The 16,331-nt window shown below is 72.2% G+C and carries 12 protein-coding genes; 8 read left to right on the plus strand and 4 right to left on the minus strand.

Annotated features, from left to right (window positions below):
• Positions 1 to 70: 70 nt before the first annotated feature.
• Positions 71 to 1,465 carry a DUF6351 family protein gene (locus L3078_RS26840; RefSeq protein ID WP_239756498.1) on the minus strand — a complete coding sequence of 465 codons (1,395 nt, stop codon included), beginning with the start codon at positions 1,463 to 1,465 and terminating at the stop codon, positions 71 to 73.
• A 245-nt stretch (positions 1,466 to 1,710) separates the two neighbouring features.
• On the opposite strand from L3078_RS26840, the gene L3078_RS26845 reads away from it, so the two are divergent.
• Positions 1,711 to 3,453 (plus strand): BACON domain-containing protein, encoded by a 1,743-nt coding sequence (locus L3078_RS26845; RefSeq protein ID WP_239756500.1) that lies wholly within the window; start codon positions 1,711 to 1,713, stop codon positions 3,451 to 3,453.
• A gap of 136 nt (positions 3,454 to 3,589) precedes the next feature.
• Here L3078_RS26845 and L3078_RS26850 read toward each other — a convergent pair whose 3' ends face one another.
• On the minus strand, positions 3,590 to 4,501 hold the full coding sequence (locus L3078_RS26850; RefSeq protein ID WP_239756502.1) for a DUF3109 family protein: 912 nt from the start codon (positions 4,499 to 4,501) through the stop codon (positions 3,590 to 3,592).
• Between the two features lie 71 nt (positions 4,502 to 4,572).
• Here L3078_RS26850 and L3078_RS26855 point away from each other — a divergent pair, with 71 nt between their 5' ends.
• From L3078_RS26855 to ilvD, 4 genes are all read left to right on the plus strand, one after another.
• Positions 4,573 to 5,505: a Ppx/GppA family phosphatase gene (locus L3078_RS26855; protein WP_239756503.1), complete on the plus strand. Its 933-nt coding sequence runs from the start codon at positions 4,573 to 4,575 to the stop codon at positions 5,503 to 5,505.
• A 292-nt stretch (positions 5,506 to 5,797) separates the two neighbouring features.
• On the plus strand, positions 5,798 to 6,619 hold the full coding sequence (locus L3078_RS26860; protein ID WP_239756505.1) for a sugar phosphate isomerase/epimerase family protein: 822 nt from the start codon (positions 5,798 to 5,800) through the stop codon (positions 6,617 to 6,619).
• A complete protein-coding gene (locus tag L3078_RS26865; protein WP_239756506.1) occupies positions 6,616 to 7,233 on the plus strand; it encodes a TetR/AcrR family transcriptional regulator in 618 nt (205 codons plus the stop codon). Before L3078_RS26860 ends, L3078_RS26865 begins: the two co-directional genes overlap by 4 nt.
• 138 nt (positions 7,234 to 7,371) lie before the next feature.
• Entirely contained in the window at positions 7,372 to 9,225 is a 1,854-nt protein-coding gene (gene ilvD / locus L3078_RS26870; RefSeq protein WP_239756508.1) for a dihydroxy-acid dehydratase, read from the plus strand.
• 114 nt (positions 9,226 to 9,339) lie between these two features.
• Here ilvD and L3078_RS26875 read toward each other — a convergent pair whose 3' ends face one another.
• Positions 9,340 to 11,805 carry a serine/threonine-protein kinase gene (locus L3078_RS26875; RefSeq protein ID WP_239756509.1) on the minus strand — a complete coding sequence of 822 codons (2,466 nt, stop codon included), beginning with the start codon at positions 11,803 to 11,805 and terminating at the stop codon, positions 9,340 to 9,342.
• 208 nt (positions 11,806 to 12,013) lie between these two features.
• Between L3078_RS26875 and L3078_RS26880 the strand changes: the two genes are divergently transcribed.
• From L3078_RS26880 to L3078_RS26890, 3 genes are all read left to right on the plus strand, one after another.
• Positions 12,014 to 12,355 carry an SH3 domain-containing protein gene (locus L3078_RS26880; protein WP_239756510.1) on the plus strand — a complete coding sequence of 114 codons (342 nt, stop codon included), beginning with the start codon at positions 12,014 to 12,016 and terminating at the stop codon, positions 12,353 to 12,355.
• Positions 12,356 to 12,768: 413 nt separating this feature from the next.
• Positions 12,769 to 13,374 (plus strand): EamA/RhaT family transporter, encoded by a 606-nt coding sequence (locus tag L3078_RS26885; RefSeq protein WP_420864105.1) that lies wholly within the window; start codon positions 12,769 to 12,771, stop codon positions 13,372 to 13,374.
• Positions 13,375 to 13,701: 327 nt separating this feature from the next.
• Complete coding sequence (locus tag L3078_RS26890) at positions 13,702 to 14,502, plus strand: class I SAM-dependent methyltransferase (protein ID WP_239756511.1); 801 nt, start codon at positions 13,702 to 13,704, stop codon at positions 14,500 to 14,502.
• Here the strand turns inward: L3078_RS26890 and L3078_RS26895 are convergent.
• Positions 14,482 to 16,083, minus strand: a complete 1,602-nt coding sequence (locus tag L3078_RS26895; protein ID WP_239756512.1) for a SulP family inorganic anion transporter — start codon at positions 16,081 to 16,083, stop codon at positions 14,482 to 14,484. The two genes, L3078_RS26890 and L3078_RS26895, sit on opposite strands and share 21 nt — an antisense overlap.
• Between the last annotated feature and the right edge of the window lie 248 nt (positions 16,084 to 16,331).

Here is a 16,331-nt window from a genome sequence, read left to right on the forward strand (position 1 = left end):
GCGGTTCCCCGCGCCCCTTCGGGGCACGGGGCCTTCCGTGCGTTCGCGGCCTTCCCGACCGCTCGGTCGCCTACGGGCGGCGGCCGATGGTCAGTTCGGCCGGGCGGTACGGGATGTAGGCCGCGCCGTCCAGGCCGAGGGCCGTGGCGGCGGACTGGAGCGCCGCCGGGGTGGCCGAGGCGCCCCAGCGGCCGGTGTCGAGGCGGGACTCCAGGGCGTGCAGGGCGGCCACCGTCTCGGCGGTGGTGAAGGCGCAGTGGCCCTGGCGTTCGACATAGGCCTGGCGGAGCTGCGCGGCGTCGCCCGAGGCGCGGACCCGGGTGGCGAAGCGGGACTCCTGTTCCACCGGGACGAGGTCGTCGGCGGTGGTGTGGATGTTGAGGAGGGGGACGGCGAGGCCCTGGCCGGCGGAGGACGTGCGGAGGCCCTCGGCGACGGCGGCCGGGTCGGCGGTGATGGTGGCGTTGTTCGTCAGGTCGCGCAAATCGGCCCGCAGGTCGAGGCCGGCCTTCTTGTAGAGGGCCTTGACGAGGGGAGCGTGCTGGGAAGTCGCGAGCACGCGCGCGTAGTCGACGCCCTTGTTGCCGGAGTTGTTGCCGCCGAGGGCCTTCTCGACGTGGAAGCGGGCGGGCTCGACGCGGTTGAGGACGCCCTGGGCCAGCCACGCGTACTGCTGGGCCTGCTGTTCGTCCCGGTCGCCGGGGGCGGGGCGCTCCTTTCCGGGTGCCCAGGTGGGCAGGTTGAGGTAGGCGGCCGCGAGGGCGATCCGCGCGCGGCCCTCCGGGGTCTTCTGGGCGGCGACGACGGCGTCGGTGAGCTGGCGCCCGGTGGCGGCGCCCTCGGCCTCGGAGGCGAAGTCCACCAGCTTCACGGGAGTGCCGGGGAGCAGGAGCTGGGCGATCGTGTACTCGGCGTCGAGCTGGTAGGTGTGCAGGTCGTTGGCTCCTGCCACGAGACCGCACAGGCCCAGGGCGCCGTCGATCCCGCCCGCGCCCGAGCGGGCGAGCTGGGCGTTGACCAGCCCGCCCATGGACTGGCCGATGGAGAGCGTGCGGACGGGTTCGCCGATCCTCTCGGTGACCGCCTCGACGGTGGCGACCTGGTCGCGCGCCGCGCTCTCCAGCGCCCAGAGGGTCTCGCTCACGTCGTAGGAGGAGCCGGTGAGCGCGTAGCCCTCTTCGAGGAGGCGGAGGCGTACGGCCTCGCGGGGGGCGTTCTGCGGCGTCGTGGCGCCGAAGCCGTGGCTGAAGACGATCAGGGTGCCGTTCCAGTTCTCCGGGACGTCCGCTATCCAGGCGGCGCCGTCGGGGAGGGTGCCGGTGAGGCGTTCGACGGCGGGCGCGGCGGCCGCGGGGGTGGCGGTCGAGACGGAGGCGCCGGTCAGCGAGAGGACGACGGTCGCGGCCAGGGCGGTGAGGGCGCGCTTGGTGGAACGGCGGGTGGAGCGGCGGGTGCGTACGGCCATGGGGGTGGGGCTCCTGTCGACGCGGAGGAGGGGCGGTGCTCGTCGTACTTGGGAGTAACGCGTACGCCAAGGAATGTAGGGCTACTTTCTGGTGGCGGTCAATAAAGTGCACAACATTCGCCATGGGTCCCGCGCGCCGCGGAATGCGGGATTCCTGTCCCCTTATGAGGGATCGTTTCACCCGTACGGAGTAAATGTGCTCAAGGGGCGAGAAGGTGCTGGTTCCGGGCGCCTACCGTCCATGAATGATGAGCATCAGTCCGGAGACCTCGACCCGCACCACCGGCGCGCACCGGGCGTACCGCGAGGCGCGCGATCGGGCGGCGGCGCACGCGGTGGCGCAGCGCCCGCTGGCGCGCTACGAGCCGTACCTGGACGGCCTGTTCACCTACTGCATGTCCGTGCTGTGCGACCGCGACGCGGCCACCGCCGCCCTCGCCGACGTGCTCGCCCTCGCCGAGCGGCGCCGGGGGCCGGACACCGCCGACGACCGCCGCGCCTGGCTGTACGCACTGGCCCGCTGGGCCTGTCTGCGCAAGCTCGCCGAGACCAGGCAGAAGCGGGCCCACACCGAGAAGGCGCACGTCGAGAAGGCACGCGTCGAGAAGGCGCGTGCCGGGAATGCGCGCGCCGGCAAGAGCGCCGTCAGGGGTGCCGGTGCGGGTGTCGTCCTCTCCGAGGACGAGGAGCGGCAGCGGCGGCGTGAACTGGCGCTGCTCGCCTGGCCGGAGGCCGCCGGCACCACGCCCGAGCAGCGCGAGGCACTGGAGTTGGCCGTACGGCATCAGCTCACCGCCCATGAGGTCGCCGCCGTGCTGGGCATGGACCGCACCGCCGCGCGGGAACTCCTCGCCTCCGCCGCCTGCGAGGTGGAGCGCACCCGGGCCGCCCTCGCCGTCGTCGAGACCGGCGCCTGTCCGAGCGTCGCCCGGCTGACCGGTGACCACCAACTCGTCCTGAGCGCCACCCTGCGCCGCGAGCTGGTCCGGCACGTCGACGACTGTCCTGTCTGCCGTCGCGCCGCCGAGCGCGCCGTCCCCGGCCGCTGGCCCGGCACCACCGTCACGCCCGCCGCGCTGCCGGTGCTCGAAGCGCCGCGCGCCGCCCTGGGGCCCGCGATGGCCCACCTCACGCGCGCGCGGGGCGGCGCCCCGCGCTTCGACCGGCGTGGCTTCCCCATGGACCCGAGGGACCGCGCCGCCCGCCGAGAGCGGCTGCGCGCGCGGGCCGTGACCACCACCGTCGTCGCCACCGTCGTCGCCGCGCCCGTCTTCGCCCTCTGGGCCGCCTACCGGGGTGCCCCCCTCATCGGTGAGGGCGACGACGGCCGTTCGGTCAGCGCGGGCGAGGAACAGGGCGAGGGCGACGGCACCGTCGGCGACGGCGGCGGAGACGCCTACGAGAACGCCGGCAACGCCCGGACTCGGCCCGACGCCCGCCACCGCCGAGGCAAACACGCGGCGGACGACGTGTCCGTGGAGGTCACCCAGGGCAAAGGGCGGGGCGCGCTCTCCATCACCGCCGCGAACGACGGGGACACCACCCTCATCACCCTCCGGGCGAGCGGAGACTCGCCCGTCCGCTGGTCCGCCCGCACCGGCGCCGACTGGCTCTACCTCAGTCAGTCCTCGGGCACCCTGAAACCTGGCGAGTCCCTGACGATCAAGGTGTACGTCGACCAGCTGAGCGAGCCCTCCGGGTACTGGACCGCGCGGGTCATGCTGGCTCCGTCGGACGCCGTGGTGACGATCGAGGGCTACGGTCCGGTGCCGACGCCACCGGTCGACTCCCGGCCGACCCCCACCGCCCCGGACCCCGGCCCGCCGAGGCCCACCGTCCCACCACCCACCCCCGACCCGGACCCCACGCCGACCGGCCCGGCCCAGCCGGATCCCACGCCGACCTCCACCGACCCGGCCCCCACGGACCCGGGCGACCCCACACCACCCCCGGGCGACGGAGGCGGCGACCCCCCACCGGCGTCATAGACGGGCAGGAGCCGAGCGTCGGGAAGAGGCCGGTGGTCCGGGCACCCGGCCGGCCCGGGCGCCGCGCAGCCGTGGTGGCAGCGCGCCGTCCGGTCGGGACCGCCCGGTCGGGTTGTCCGTTTGTTCGTCTACCGGCCTATCGGCCCGTGGGAGCCGCCGGTTCCGTCGGATCCGCCGGGTGCGGAGCCACCAGGGGCAGGCGGGAGGCCAGTCGCTGTTCGCACAGCTCGACCAGGCGGTCGTACCCCTCCTTGCCCATCAGCTCGATCAACTCCGGGCGGTACGAGACGTACACCGGGTCGCCCGCGCCGTGCGCCGACGTCGCCGAGGTGCACCACCAATGCAGGTCGTGACCGCCCGGGCCCCAGCCGCGGCGGTCGTACTCGCCGATCGACACCTGGAGCACCCGCGTGTCGTCGGGCCGGTCGATCCAGTCGTACGTGCGGCGGATCGGCAGCTGCCAGCAGACGTCCGGCTTGGTCTCCAGCGGCTCGCGCCCCTCCCGGAGCGCCAGGATGTGCAGCGAACAGCCCGCGCCGCCGGCGAACCCCGGGCGGTTCTGGAAGATGCACGACCCCTTGTACGGGCGGGTCTGACGGTCGCCGTCCTCGTCCTTCGAGACCCAGCCGGTCTCCGTGCCCACATCGTGGAACTGCCAGATCTCCGGAGTGAGCCTCGCCACATGTTCGGCGACGCGCTTCTCGTCGTCCTCGTCCGAGAAGTGGGCACCCAGGGTGCAGCACCCGTCGGCCGCGCGGCCCGCCTGGATGCCTTGGCAGCCGCTGCCGAAGACGCAGTTCCAGCGAGAGGTCAGCCATGTCAGATCGCAGCGGAAGACCTGCTCGTCGTCCGCCGGATCAGGGAACTCCACCCACGCGCGCGCGAAATCGAGCCCCTTCTCGTCCGGCGTGGGGGACTCCGCCGAGTTTTTCGTCGACTTCGGTGGCCTGGTCGCCGCCTTCGCCCGCGAAGAGCCGCCGGTCGCAGCCGCTCCCGACGCCGCGCCCGCTGCCGACTTGTCGGCCTTTGCCTTTTTCGTCTTTGGCACCCGTCCAGGGTACGGCGCCCGAAGCCGCATCGAGGACGGCGCACGCCTCCGCTGGCAGTAGCGTTCCGTACATGAGACTCGGTGTCCTCGACGTGGGATCGAACACGGTGCATCTGCTGGTGGTGGACGCACACCCGGGCGCGCGCCCCCTGCCCGCGCACTCGCACAAGGTGGAGCTACGCCTTGCCCAACTCCTCGACGAGGCCGGGGCCATCGGCCCCGAAGGGGTCGACAAACTCATAGCCGTGGTCCACGAGGCGCTCCAGGCCGCCGAGGACAAGGGAGTCGAGGAGCTGCTCCCGTTCGCCACGTCGGCGGTCCGGGAGGCCAGCAACGCCGACGACGTCCTCACCCGCGTCAAGGACGAGACCGGCGTGGAACTCCAGGTCCTCACCGGCGCCGAGGAGGCCCGGCTGACCTTCCTCGCCGTCCGCCGGTGGTTCGGCTGGTCGGCGGGCAAGCTGCTCGTCCTCGACATCGGCGGCGGCTCCCTGGAGATCGCCTACGGCATAGACGAGGAGCCCGACGCCGCCGCCTCGCTGCCGCTCGGCGCCGGCCGCCTCACCGCCGGCTGGCTTCCCGGTGACCCGCCCACCCCCGACGACATCCGGGCCCTGCGCCGTCATGTCCGGGCCCAGATCGCCCGTACGGTCGGGGAGTTCAGCCGCTTCGGGGCGCCCGACCATGTCGTCGCCACGTCCAAGACGTTCAAGCAGCTCGCCCGCATCGGCGGGGCCGCGCGTTCCGCCGAGGGGCTCTACGTCCAGCGCGAGCTCAAGCGTGGGGCGTTGGAGTCCTGGGTGCCCAAGCTCGCCGGTATGACCACCGCCCAGCGAGCCGCTCTGCCGGGCGTGTCCGAGGGGCGGGCCAATCAGCTCCTCGCGGGCGCGTTGGTCGCGGAGGCCGCGATGGATCTGTTCCAGGTGGAGACGTTGGAGATCTGTCCTTGGGCGCTTCGGGAGGGTGTGATCCTGCGGCGGCTGGATCACATGGGGACGGCGTAGGGACGGACGCGTGGGGAGCAGGTCAGGTTGGGTGGGTTGTCGGCTGCGGCTCCGGTGGGGCCTCTCGCGCAGTTTCCGCGCCCCTGAAAGACCACGGCCCCGCGGGCCTGAAAGACCACGGCCCCGCGGGCCTGAAACGCAACGGGGCTGCGGGATGAAAAGCACGGGGCGCAGCCCCTGCTTTTCAGGGGCGCGGGGAACTGCGTGAGCAACCCCCACCCGGCCCGCGGTCGCCGACGTGCCCGTACCCCGACGGCGCACGGGCGAGGCCTCACCCCGTAGGCTGTCCCGCGTGGCAGAACCCGTACGGATCCCGGACGCGAAGGTCGCCCTGTCCACGGCCTCCGTGTACCCGGAGTCGACGGCCACGGCCTTCGAGATCGCCGCACGCCTCGGGTACGACGGCGTGGAGGTCATGGTCTGGACCGACCCGGTCAGCCAGGACCTCGAGGCCCTGCGCCGCCTCTCCGACTACCACCAGATCCCCATCCTCGCCGTTCACGCGCCCTGTCTGCTGATCACCCAACGCGTGTGGTCCACCGACCCCTGGGTCAAGCTGCAGCGCGCCCAGGCCGCCGCCGAGAAGCTCGGCGCGAGCACGGTCGTCGTCCATCCCCCGTTCCGCTGGCAGCGCCAGTACGCGCGTGACTTCGTCACCGGAATCTGGCGGATGGCGAACGAGACGGACGTCCGGTTCGCGGTCGAGAACATGTACCCCTGGCGCTACCGCGACCGCGAGATGCTCGCCTACGCCCCCGACTGGGACGTGACGAAGGACGACTACCGGCACTTCACGATCGACCTCAGCCACTCGGCGACCTCGCGCACCGACGCCCTGGACATGGTCGACCGCATGGGCGACCGCCTCGGTCATGTGCACATGGCGGACGGCAGGGGGTCGGCCAAGGACGAGCACCTCGTCCCGGGCCGCGGCACCCAGCCCTGCGCGGAACTGCTGGAACGTCTCGCCGTGAGCGGTTTCGACGGCCACGTCGTGATCGAGGTCAACACCCGCCGTGCCATGTCCGCCGCCGAGCGCGAGGCCGACCTGGCGGAGGCGCTCGCCTTCACCCGGCTGCACCTCGCCTCCGCCGTGCGGGTCCCCCGGCCGTGACACCGGCCACTCCCCGCCGCAGGGGCCGGCCCTCCCGTACGGAATCGGCCGACACGCCCGCCGCCCGCGACCGCATCCTGGCGGCGGCCCGCGAGGAGTTCTCCGAGCGCGGCTACGACAAGGCGTCCGTACGCGGCATCGCCAAGGCCGCCGGGGTGGACTCGGCCCTCGTGCACCACTACTTCGGCACCAAGGAGCAGGTGTTCGAGGCCGCCGTCACCCTCTCCTTCGGCCCGGCCATGCAGGCTCCCCAGGCCGTCGAGGAGGGCCCGCTCGACGGCGTCGGCGAGCGGCTCACCCGGTTCGTCTTCGGCGTCTGGGAGAACCCGGCGACCCGTACGCCGCTCCTCGCGATCGTCCGTTCCGCCGTGAACAACGAGGCCGCAGCCGCCGTCTTCCGCCGCATCATCGCCACGCAGGTGCTCCGCCGTATCGCCGACCGCCTGGAGGTACCGGACGCGGAGCTGCGGGCCGAACTGGCCGCCGCGCAGCTGGTGGGCATCGCGATGCTGCGGTACGTGATCAAGGTCGAGCCGTTGGCGTCGGCGGACCCCGAGCAGATCATCGCAAGGGTGGCTCCAGTGGTGCAGGCACACCTCACCGCGCCCTCCTGAGGGCAGGGGCAGGGGGCCGGGCGCGTACTCGAAAACCGAGACGGTCGTCCCATATTTCGGTCATCGTGTCCATCCCCTGGATGACCGGCGTACGCTCGACTTCAGTCATTACTCTCCGAAGGAGCGAGGCGAGCGACGATGCCCGAGCTGAGGTCCCGCACAGTCACCCACGGCCGCAACATGGCGGGCGCCCGCGCCCTTATGCGCGCCTCCGGTGTACCGGGCGCGGACATCGGCCGCAAGCCGATCATCGCGGTCGCGAACAGCTTCACCGAGTTCGTGCCGGGCCACACCCACCTCCAGCCGGTCGGCCGGATCGTCAGCGAGGCGATCCGTGAGGCGGGCGGCATCCCGCGCGAGTTCAACACGATCGCCGTGGACGACGGCATCGCGATGGGGCACGGGGGCATGCTGTACTCGCTGCCCTCCCGCGACCTGATCGCGGACTCGGTCGAGTACATGGTCGAGGCCCACTGCGCCGACGCGCTGATCTGCATCTCCAACTGCGACAAGATCACCCCGGGCATGCTGAACGCCGCCCTGCGGCTCAACATCCCGACCGTCTTCGTCTCCGGCGGCCCCATGGAGTCCGGCCGGGCCACCCTCGTCGACGGCACGGTCCGTACGCTCGACCTCGTCGACGCGATCTCCGACGCGGTGAACGACAAGATCTCGGACGAGGACATCCTCCGCATCGAGGAGAACGCCTGTCCGACCTGCGGCTCCTGTTCCGGCATGTTCACCGCCAACTCGATGAACTGCCTGACCGAGGCCATCGGCCTCTCCCTCCCGGGCAACGGCTCGGTCCTGGCCACGCACACGGCCCGCAAGCAGCTGTACATCGACGCGGCCCACACGGTCATGGACATCACCCGCCGCTACTACGACCAGGACGACGAGACGGTCCTGCCGCGCTCGATCGCGAACTTCGCGGCCTTCGAGAACGCCATGGCCCTCGACATCGCCATGGGCGGCTCCACCAACACGATCCTGCATCTGCTGGCCGCCGCCCAGGAGGCGGGCGTCCCCTTCGGGCTCAACGAGATCGACGCCGTCTCGCGCCGCGTGCCGTGCCTGGCGAAGGTCGCGCCGAACGTCGCCAAGGACCGCACGTACTACATGGAGGACGTGCACCGCGCCGGCGGCATCCCGGCCCTGCTGGGCGAGCTGCACCGCGCGGGCCTGCTCAACGAGGACGTGAACTCCGTCCACAGCCCCTCCCTCGCCGACTGGCTGAAGACCTGGGACGTGCGCGGCGGCTCCCCGTCCCCGAAGGCCGTCGAGCTGTGGCACGCGGCCCCCGGCTGCGTCCGCTCCGCCGAGGCGTTCTCCACCTCCGAGCGCTGGGACACCCTGGACGAGGACGCCGAGGGCGGCTGCATCCGCTCCGCCGAGCACGCGTACTCCAAGGACGGCGGACTGGCCGTGCTCAAGGGCAACCTTGCCGTCGACGGCTGCGTGGTGAAGACGGCCGGCGTCGACGAGTCGATCTGGACCTTCGAGGGTCCGGCGGTCGTCTGCGAGTCGCAGGAGGAGGCCGTCCAGAAGATCCTCCTGAAGGAGATCAAGGAGGGCGACGTCGTCGTCATCCGCTACGAGGGCCCCAAGGGCGGCCCCGGCATGCAGGAGATGCTCTACCCGACCTCGTACCTCAAGGGTCGCGGCCTGGGTAAGTCCTGCGCGCTGATCACCGACGGCCGCTTCTCCGGCGGCACCTCCGGCCTCTCCATCGGCCACGCCTCGCCCGAGGCGGCCGGCGGTGGCACGATCGCCCTCGTCGAGGACGGCGACCGCATCCGCATCGACATCCCGAACCGCACGATCGAGTTGCTGGTCGACGACGCCGAACTGGCCCGCCGCGAGGCCGCTCTGAACGGCGTCTACGCCCCGAAGAACCGGGAGCGCAAGGTGTCGGCCGCGCTGCGCGCCTACGCCGCGATGGCCACCAGCGCCGACAAGGGCGCGGTGCGGGACGTCAGCAAGCTGGGCTGAGGTCCGCCGCCGTCCGCACGGCGGTGGTGGTAGCAGTGAGGGCCGTTCCCGGCGGGGACGGCCCTCGTCGCACGGGTGTGGAGGCGGCCCGGGTCATATGGTCGGCCGGCCGTTTCACCAGCTCGCCGGATCGTTTCCGTCCAGGCCGAGCACGGTCCCGTCGAGTGTGCCCGCGCAGACGCGGCCGTCGATGAACACCGGCTCGGGCCGTGCGCCGGTGATCCGGTCCGCGTCGCCGAGCCGAGCCGCGGTCTGCCCACTGAGCAGGCCCTTGCGCACGTCCACCGCGAGCAGCCGCCCGTCGGACGAGGTGAAGTACACGTACCGGTCGCCGGCGACCGGCGCCGAACCCCGCGCGACCCCCGTCTCGGTCCGCCACACCTGCTCGCGGGCCTTCATGTCGACGGCCACGAGCGCACCACTCGCGCCACTCAGCAGGTACACGACGTCACCGCGCACCACCGCATGGGCCTGTTCGAGCCGTACGGGCAGCTCGACCCGGACGGTCTTCCCCGTGCCGGAGTCGTACCGGACCAGGGCGACCGTGTCGGGGTAGTCGCCCCCGATCGAGGCGAAGAAGAGGGAGCCGTTCTGGGCCCCCACCGGTTCCAGCTGCCCGTCGAGCCGGGCGTCCCACCGCACGTCACCCGTCTCCGGGTCGACCGCGGTGACCCGCGTCCGAGCCCCCGCGCCCTCACCGGTGACGCTCGCCACATAGGCCGAGCGGTCACCGTCGAACGAGGTGAAGTACGCCTCCGGCTGCCCGGGGATGCGGCGGCTCCACGCGGTGTCGCCGGTCGCGCTGTCCACACCGGTGACCGTTCCGTCGGCGGAGGTCAGCAGCAGCATGCCGCCCGCGTACCGCTCGGAGCCGTACGCGGAGACGTCCCGCTCCCACCGCACCTTGCCGGTCTCCGGGTCGAGCGCCTGGACCCGGCGGCTCTCGCCCGTCAGCACATGCACCAGGCCGCCCGACTCGACGGGCGGGCCACCCGCGCCCAGCTCACCCGCGCCCTCGACGGTGTGCCGCCACAGCACGCTGCCGTCCGCCGGGTCCAACGCGGAGACCAGCCCCGGCTGTGAGCACAGCAGCTTCCCGGCACCGTACGAGCACTGCGGCGCGCTCCCGTTCTTCGCCGCGGGCTTGGTGGACCAGGCTTCGAGCGCGGGGGCGGCGGCCGCGGCACGGCTGGCCCGCGGTGTGGCCGTAGCGCCGTCCACCCGCTCGCCGTCACCGCCCCACACCCGCGCCGAGACGAACCCCCCACCGGCGACGAGCACCAAGGAGACGGCGACCAGAACGGCCCGCCGACGCAACCGCCGACCGACCGCACCGGCCCGGTTTCCGTGCTCACCGTCGCGGGACGTACCGGCCTGAACGCGACCATCGCCGGGCCCTGTTCGGGTGCCGGTGCCGGTGCCGGTGCCGATGGGGGTGGGGGTGCCGGTGTGGGTCTGGGTGTGGGGCGCGGTGTCGGAGGCCGGGTCTGCCGCCGTTCCCTCTGGCGCGCCTTCAGGCGTGCCCTCTGCCGTGCCCTTTGCCCTGCCCTTTGCCGCACCGGCGTTACCGCTCTTGCCCCGCCCTGTGTTCGTGTCGCCGTAGTCGTCGCCGTGTTGGCCGGTGTGTCGGTCGTCGTGTGGGTCGGCGGCCGTCCGGCCAGGCCCTGGGACGGCTGCCCACCCCGCCCCTTGGCGCTCCTTCTCCCTCTCCCTCTCCCGCTGGGTCGGTATGAAGCTCTGGGTGTCGTACGAGGCGGCCACGGACCGGAGTTCGTGCATCAGCTCGTCCGCCGTGGGCCGGTCCTCGGGCTCCTTCGCGAGGCAGGCGCGGACGAGGGGTGCGAGGTTCCCGGGTACGCCGGTGAGGTCCGGCTCGTCGTGGACGACCTGGTAGGCGACGACGTAGGGGCTGTCGGAGTCGAACGGCCCGCGCCCGGTGGCCGCGTGCACGGTCACCGAACCGAGCGCGAAGATGTCGGCGGCGGGCCCGACCTCCCTGGGCCGCCGGAACTGCTCGGGGGCCATGAACGGCGGTGTGCCGATCAACTTCCCGGTCTCCGTGCGCAGTTCGCTGTCCTTCGGCCGGGAGATACCGAAGTCGATGACTTTGGGGCCGTCCTCGGCGAGGAGGACGTTGCTGGGCTTGAGATCCCGGTGCACCACACCGGCGCGATGGATGTCGCGCAGGGCCTCCGCGAGCCCGGCCATCAGCCGCCGCAACTGAGCAGGCGGCATGGGGCCGTTCCGCTTGACGTGCTCGGCGAGGGTCGGGCCGGGGATGAAGAGGGTGGCCATCCAGGGCCGGGGGCTGTCGGTGTCGGCGTCGACGACGGGCGCGGTGAAGGCACCGCTGACCCGCCGGGCGGCGGCCACCTCTTGCCGGAAGCGGCCTCTGAACTCTGGGTCCTTGGCGAACTCGGCGTGCACCACCTTCACCGCGAGCCGCAGTCCCGAGGTCGACGTGGCCAGATGGACGACACCCATGCCGCCGGAACCCAGACAGGCCTCCAGGCGGTACTGACCGGAGTACTCGGGAAGTTCCGCTTCCGCTCCCGACCCGGTGCCCCGCTGCGGTGCCATGGGCCCACCCCCGTGCTGTTTTTCGGCCGCCCCCGCGACGCTCGGAGCCTAGTCGATGACCCCTACGGGACAGAGGCGGCTTGCTAGCCTTCACGTGCGAAAAACGCACAGGTGTGTGTGTCCTGATTCAGGGGTATCAAAGGGTCCCCGTGGCTTCCATGGGGACCAAACGGGGTTCGAACGCGTTTCAAACGGGGGGAGTTCAGCCATGTCTGTCGAGCATGCCGAAGAGATCACGGGCGACGGCGAGGGGGAGCAGGCGACCACGATGGCGGCGACCGCGGGGGCGGTGACGGCAGCCGTCCGGTACTACTCGGTCGCGCCGGGCGTCCGCGTCAACGTCCGCAGTGGCCCGAGTACGAGTTACGGCATCGTCCGGGTCCTCTCCGAGGGCGCGAGGGTGCCGATCTACTGCCAGACGCCGGGCCAGACCATCTCCGGCCCGTACGGCACGACCAACGTCTGGGACAACATCGACGACGGCCAGTACATCTCCGACGCCTACGTCTACACAGGCAGCGACGGCTACGTGGCCGGCCGCTGCGGCTGACCCCACGGCCACGGTCTCACGCGACACGGAACGCGCCGCGGTACCCCACACCGGGTACCGCGGCGCCCCGGCCGCCACCTGTGGCTGCCGGCAGCGGGGCCGGCTCCGCTGCCGGCTCCGGGGCACCCGCCGGGGCCGGGCGGCGGCTAGGGCTCCCGGGGGCACGCCGACGGCTTCGGGCTTGCGTCCGGTGTGTGGCTGTGAGGCCGGTGGGTGGTCGTGAGGCCGAGCGGCGACTTGGGCTTCTGGGGTGCCGCCCGGTAGCGATCCGCAGCCCTGGCCCGACGCCCTGGCTCGGCGCCCGGGGTGGCCGTGAGGCTGAAGGGCTGCCGCGGTTCACAGGGACGCGCTCGGTTCAGCCGCTGCCCGATGCCGCCGCGTAGCCCTTTCCGACCCGGGGCGATAATCGACGCGTGAGCGATGAACCGAAGAACATCCGGGCGGAGCGGCAGGGACAGCGGGCGCAGCAGGCGCAGCTGCTGCCGCAGGGCTCGGAGGGGCCGCAGGGGTCGGAAGCGCCGCAGGGGCGCCGGGCGTCTTCGACGGCCGGGGCGACTCCGGCGGGCCCGCGTCCCGAACCCATCCGTTTCTTCGGGACGACCTGGCTGAATCACGACGGCAACTATCCGGCCCGCCGCGCGGGTGTCACCGTGGGCTCGCTCGCCGCCGTGATCGTCTCCGGCCTGGTACTGCGCCTGGCCTACGAGGGTCTGCAGCTCGCGGCGGTCGGCGGCTTCGTCAGCATCGTCGTCCTCATCATGTTCGCCGTCTGCAGCGCCCTGGCCTTCGGCCACACCTGGGGCTCCTACACCAAGCGCCCCGATCCGGCCCGCCAGTCCTCCCTGCGCGGCCTGCTCACCATCGGTTTCCTCGGCTCCCTGGCCGCCTACTTCCTCCGCTCCTTGAAGGAGGCCCCGGGGGAGTCCCTCCACCGCGCGGAATACACCACGGCCCGCGAACAGTACGACCGCCGCACAGCCAAACGCACCGGCAACCCGGCGAAGCGCCACCGCCCCTGAAGCACCCCGAGCCCTTGAGGGCCCGATCCGGTGAGACGATGCGCCAGCGAGGGAACGCGCGCCCGCGAGGGTCCGATCCGGTGAGGCGACGCACCCGTGGGGCGACGCGTCCGTGAGGGGCCGCGCCCGTGTGGCGACGCACCCGTGTGGCGACCCACCCGTCAGACCCCGCGCCCGTAAGGGGCGCGGGGAACTGCGCGAGAAGCCCCACCGGACGGACGTCTGGGGGTCAAAGGGGCGCAGCCCCCTGAAGGATGGGACGGGTAGGGGCGGCGGGGGCGAAAAACTCCCTCCCCAACACCCCCCACCACAAGCCACGATGCCCTCATGACAACCTCCCACCCCCAGCCCCACCCTCACCCCTCCCACACCACCCGAGCCCACTCCTTCAACACCGCCGCAGCCCAGTACGCGGCAAACCGCCCCTCCTACCCCTCCACCCTCTTCGACACCATCGAAGCCCTCTCCCCCCGCCCCCTCCACGGCTCCCGCACCGTCGACGTAGGCGCCGGCACCGGCATCTCCACCACCCTCCTCCACGCCCGAGGCGCCCACGTACTAGCCGTCGAACCCGGCGCGGGCATGGCCGCCCAGTTCCGCCACACCCACCCCCACCTCCCCCTCGTCCGAGGCGACGGCAACGCCCTCCCCCTCGCCACCGCCTCCACCGACTTCCTCACCTACGCCCAGTCCTGGCACTGGACCACCCCCTCCCGCTCGGTCCCGGAGGCCCTCCGCGTCCTCCGCCCCGGCGGCGTACTCGCCCTCTGGTGGAACACCGACGCCGTCGACATCCCCTGGATCGCCGACGCCACCACCCGCATCCACCGTTTCCTCGACGTGGACCCCGCCACCCCGATCGAGAAGAGCGGTTCCGGCGCACCCGCCGCCCTCACCGACACCGCAGGACACCTCGACTTCACCCGCCGTCGAATCCGCTGGAGCCGACAGGTCTCCCTGGACACCCACCTGGCCAACATCGCCAGCCACTCGGCGTTCCTGGTCCTGGGCGAAGACGCCACCGCCGAGTTCTTCGCCGAGGAACGAGCCCACCTCCGCAGGCTCTTCCCGACCGAAACCATCGAGGAGACCTACGAAGTGGACCTACTACTGGCCATCCGCCCCTGAACCAACCCCTTTGGCGCCGCCTCCTTTTGCACCGGCCCCCTTTCCAGCAACCCCCTTTCCAGCAACCCCCTTTCCACCAGCCCCCTCCAACCCAACCCCTTCCGTACCAGCCCCTCCCGTAGCAACCCCCTGTCCGCCAACCTCGGTGGCACCAGCCCCTTTTGAACCAGCACCTGCCAACCCCGTCCCCGTCCCCGCCCCCCACGCCTCCAAAGCCGCCGCACACGCATGGTCCACGTGCCACAGCCCGCTCAACTCCAGCCGCACCCCCCGCTCCCGAGGCACCTTTTCCAACGCGTCCAGCAACTTCGGCAGTCGCAGAAACGTCGCGTTTCCGACCACCCGCACCACCACCCCCGTGTCCCCCCGGTCCTCGACCTCCACATGCACCTGGCTGATGTCCCACGCGGTCTTGGCCACCGCCGACGCGAGCCCCACCAGCACCCCCTCGAAAAGGTTCAAGGTCACGATCGCCACGGCGGTCACCCCCAGCACCAGCACCTCCCCGCGATCCCGCGACCGCCACAGCAGCCCCAACTCCCTTACGGGCACGAGCCGGCACCCCGCATGCACCAGCAGCCCGGCCAGCGCCGCCACGGGGATCGCACCGAGCACCCCGGGCAGCAGAGCGGCGAAGACCAGCAGCCACACCCCGTGCAGCACCCGTGAGGCCTTGGTCCGCGCCCCCGCCCGCACGTTCGCCGCACTCCGTACGATCACGGCCGTCATGGGCAGCGCCCCGAGGACGCCGCACAGCACGTTGCCGGCGCCCTGGGCGACCAACTCCCGGTCGTAGTCGGTCCTCGGGCCGTCATGCAGTTGATCCACGGCGGCCGCGCTGAACAACGACTCGGCGGACGCGATCAGAGCGAAGGCGAGAACGGTCCCCACGACCCCCGCATGCGTGAGCAACCCCAGGTCATCGACCGACGGCACCCGCACCGCCTCCCACAACCCCCGCACCTCGACCCGCCGCACCTCCAGGTCGAACACCCCCGTGACCAGGGCCGCACCCCCGACGGCCACCAACGGCGCCGGCACGAACCGAGCCCCCCACCGCCACCGAGGCCACACCACCAGGACTCCCACCGTGGCACCCCCGAGCGCGAGCGCCACAGGATCCACGGCACCGGGCAACGCCCCCAGCCCCGCGAACTTCTCGATCCCTCCACCCCCGGGCGCGGCGGCGTCCCCCATCGCGTACACCTGGCCCGCCACCAGCACCAGACCGATCCCGGCGAGCATCCCCTGCACCACGGCCACGGACACCGCCCGAAACCACCGCCCCCACCGCAGCACCCCCAACCCGATCTGCAGCACTCCGGCCCCGAGCACCAGCACACCGAGCGCCGACACCCCGTACGCCCGCACCGCCTCGTACACCAGCACGGTCAGCCCGGCCGCTGGCCCACTTACCTGCAGGCTGCTCCCCGGCAGAGCACCGACGATCAGCCCTCCGACGATCCCCGTGACCAGCCCCAACTCCGCCGGCACCCCGGATGCCACAGCGACCCCCGCACACAGCGGCAGCGCCACCAGGAACACGACGACCGACGCGGCCACCTCCCCTTGCCACGACACAGCCACCGAACCCCGAAGCCGTGGCCGGAGCCGTAACCATGCCTGAAACGGTCCCAAGGCATTACGCACGAGACAGACACCTCCGGCAGCCGACGTTCGACAGGAGTGCCCGACGGGCGCCCGACAGGAGATACGCAGTCCCCGAGCCAGGGGGGACCCGACGGTGATCACGAGAACGCGCGACGGGACACCGCCGCACAGCTCACCCGGGCGACAGGCGCGCCAAGAGTCCCTCCAAGTGACCACGC

The organism is Streptomyces deccanensis, from assembly GCF_022385335.1.
GTDB lineage: Bacteria > Actinomycetota > Actinomycetes > Streptomycetales > Streptomycetaceae > Streptomyces > Streptomyces deccanensis.

Bases quoted from the DNA above. Each gene is read 5' to 3' on its own strand.
- L3078_RS26840 (WP_239756498.1), bottom strand. From the start codon at position 1,465: ATGGCCGTACGCACCCGCCGCTCCACCCGCCGTTCCACCAAGCGCGCC.
- L3078_RS26845 (WP_239756500.1), top strand. From the start codon at position 1,711: ATGATGAGCATCAGTCCGGAGACCTCGACCCGCACCACCGGCGCGCAC.
- L3078_RS26855 (WP_239756503.1), top strand. From the start codon at position 4,573: ATGAGACTCGGTGTCCTCGACGTGGGATCGAACACGGTGCATCTGCTG.
- ilvD (WP_239756508.1), top strand. From the start codon at position 7,372: ATGCCCGAGCTGAGGTCCCGCACAGTCACCCACGGCCGCAACATGGCG.
- L3078_RS26875 (WP_239756509.1), bottom strand. From the start codon at position 11,805: ATGGCACCGCAGCGGGGCACCGGGTCGGGAGCGGAAGCGGAACTTCCC.
- L3078_RS26880 (WP_239756510.1), top strand. From the start codon at position 12,014: ATGTCTGTCGAGCATGCCGAAGAGATCACGGGCGACGGCGAGGGGGAG.
- L3078_RS26890 (WP_239756511.1), top strand. From the start codon at position 13,702: ATGACAACCTCCCACCCCCAGCCCCACCCTCACCCCTCCCACACCACC.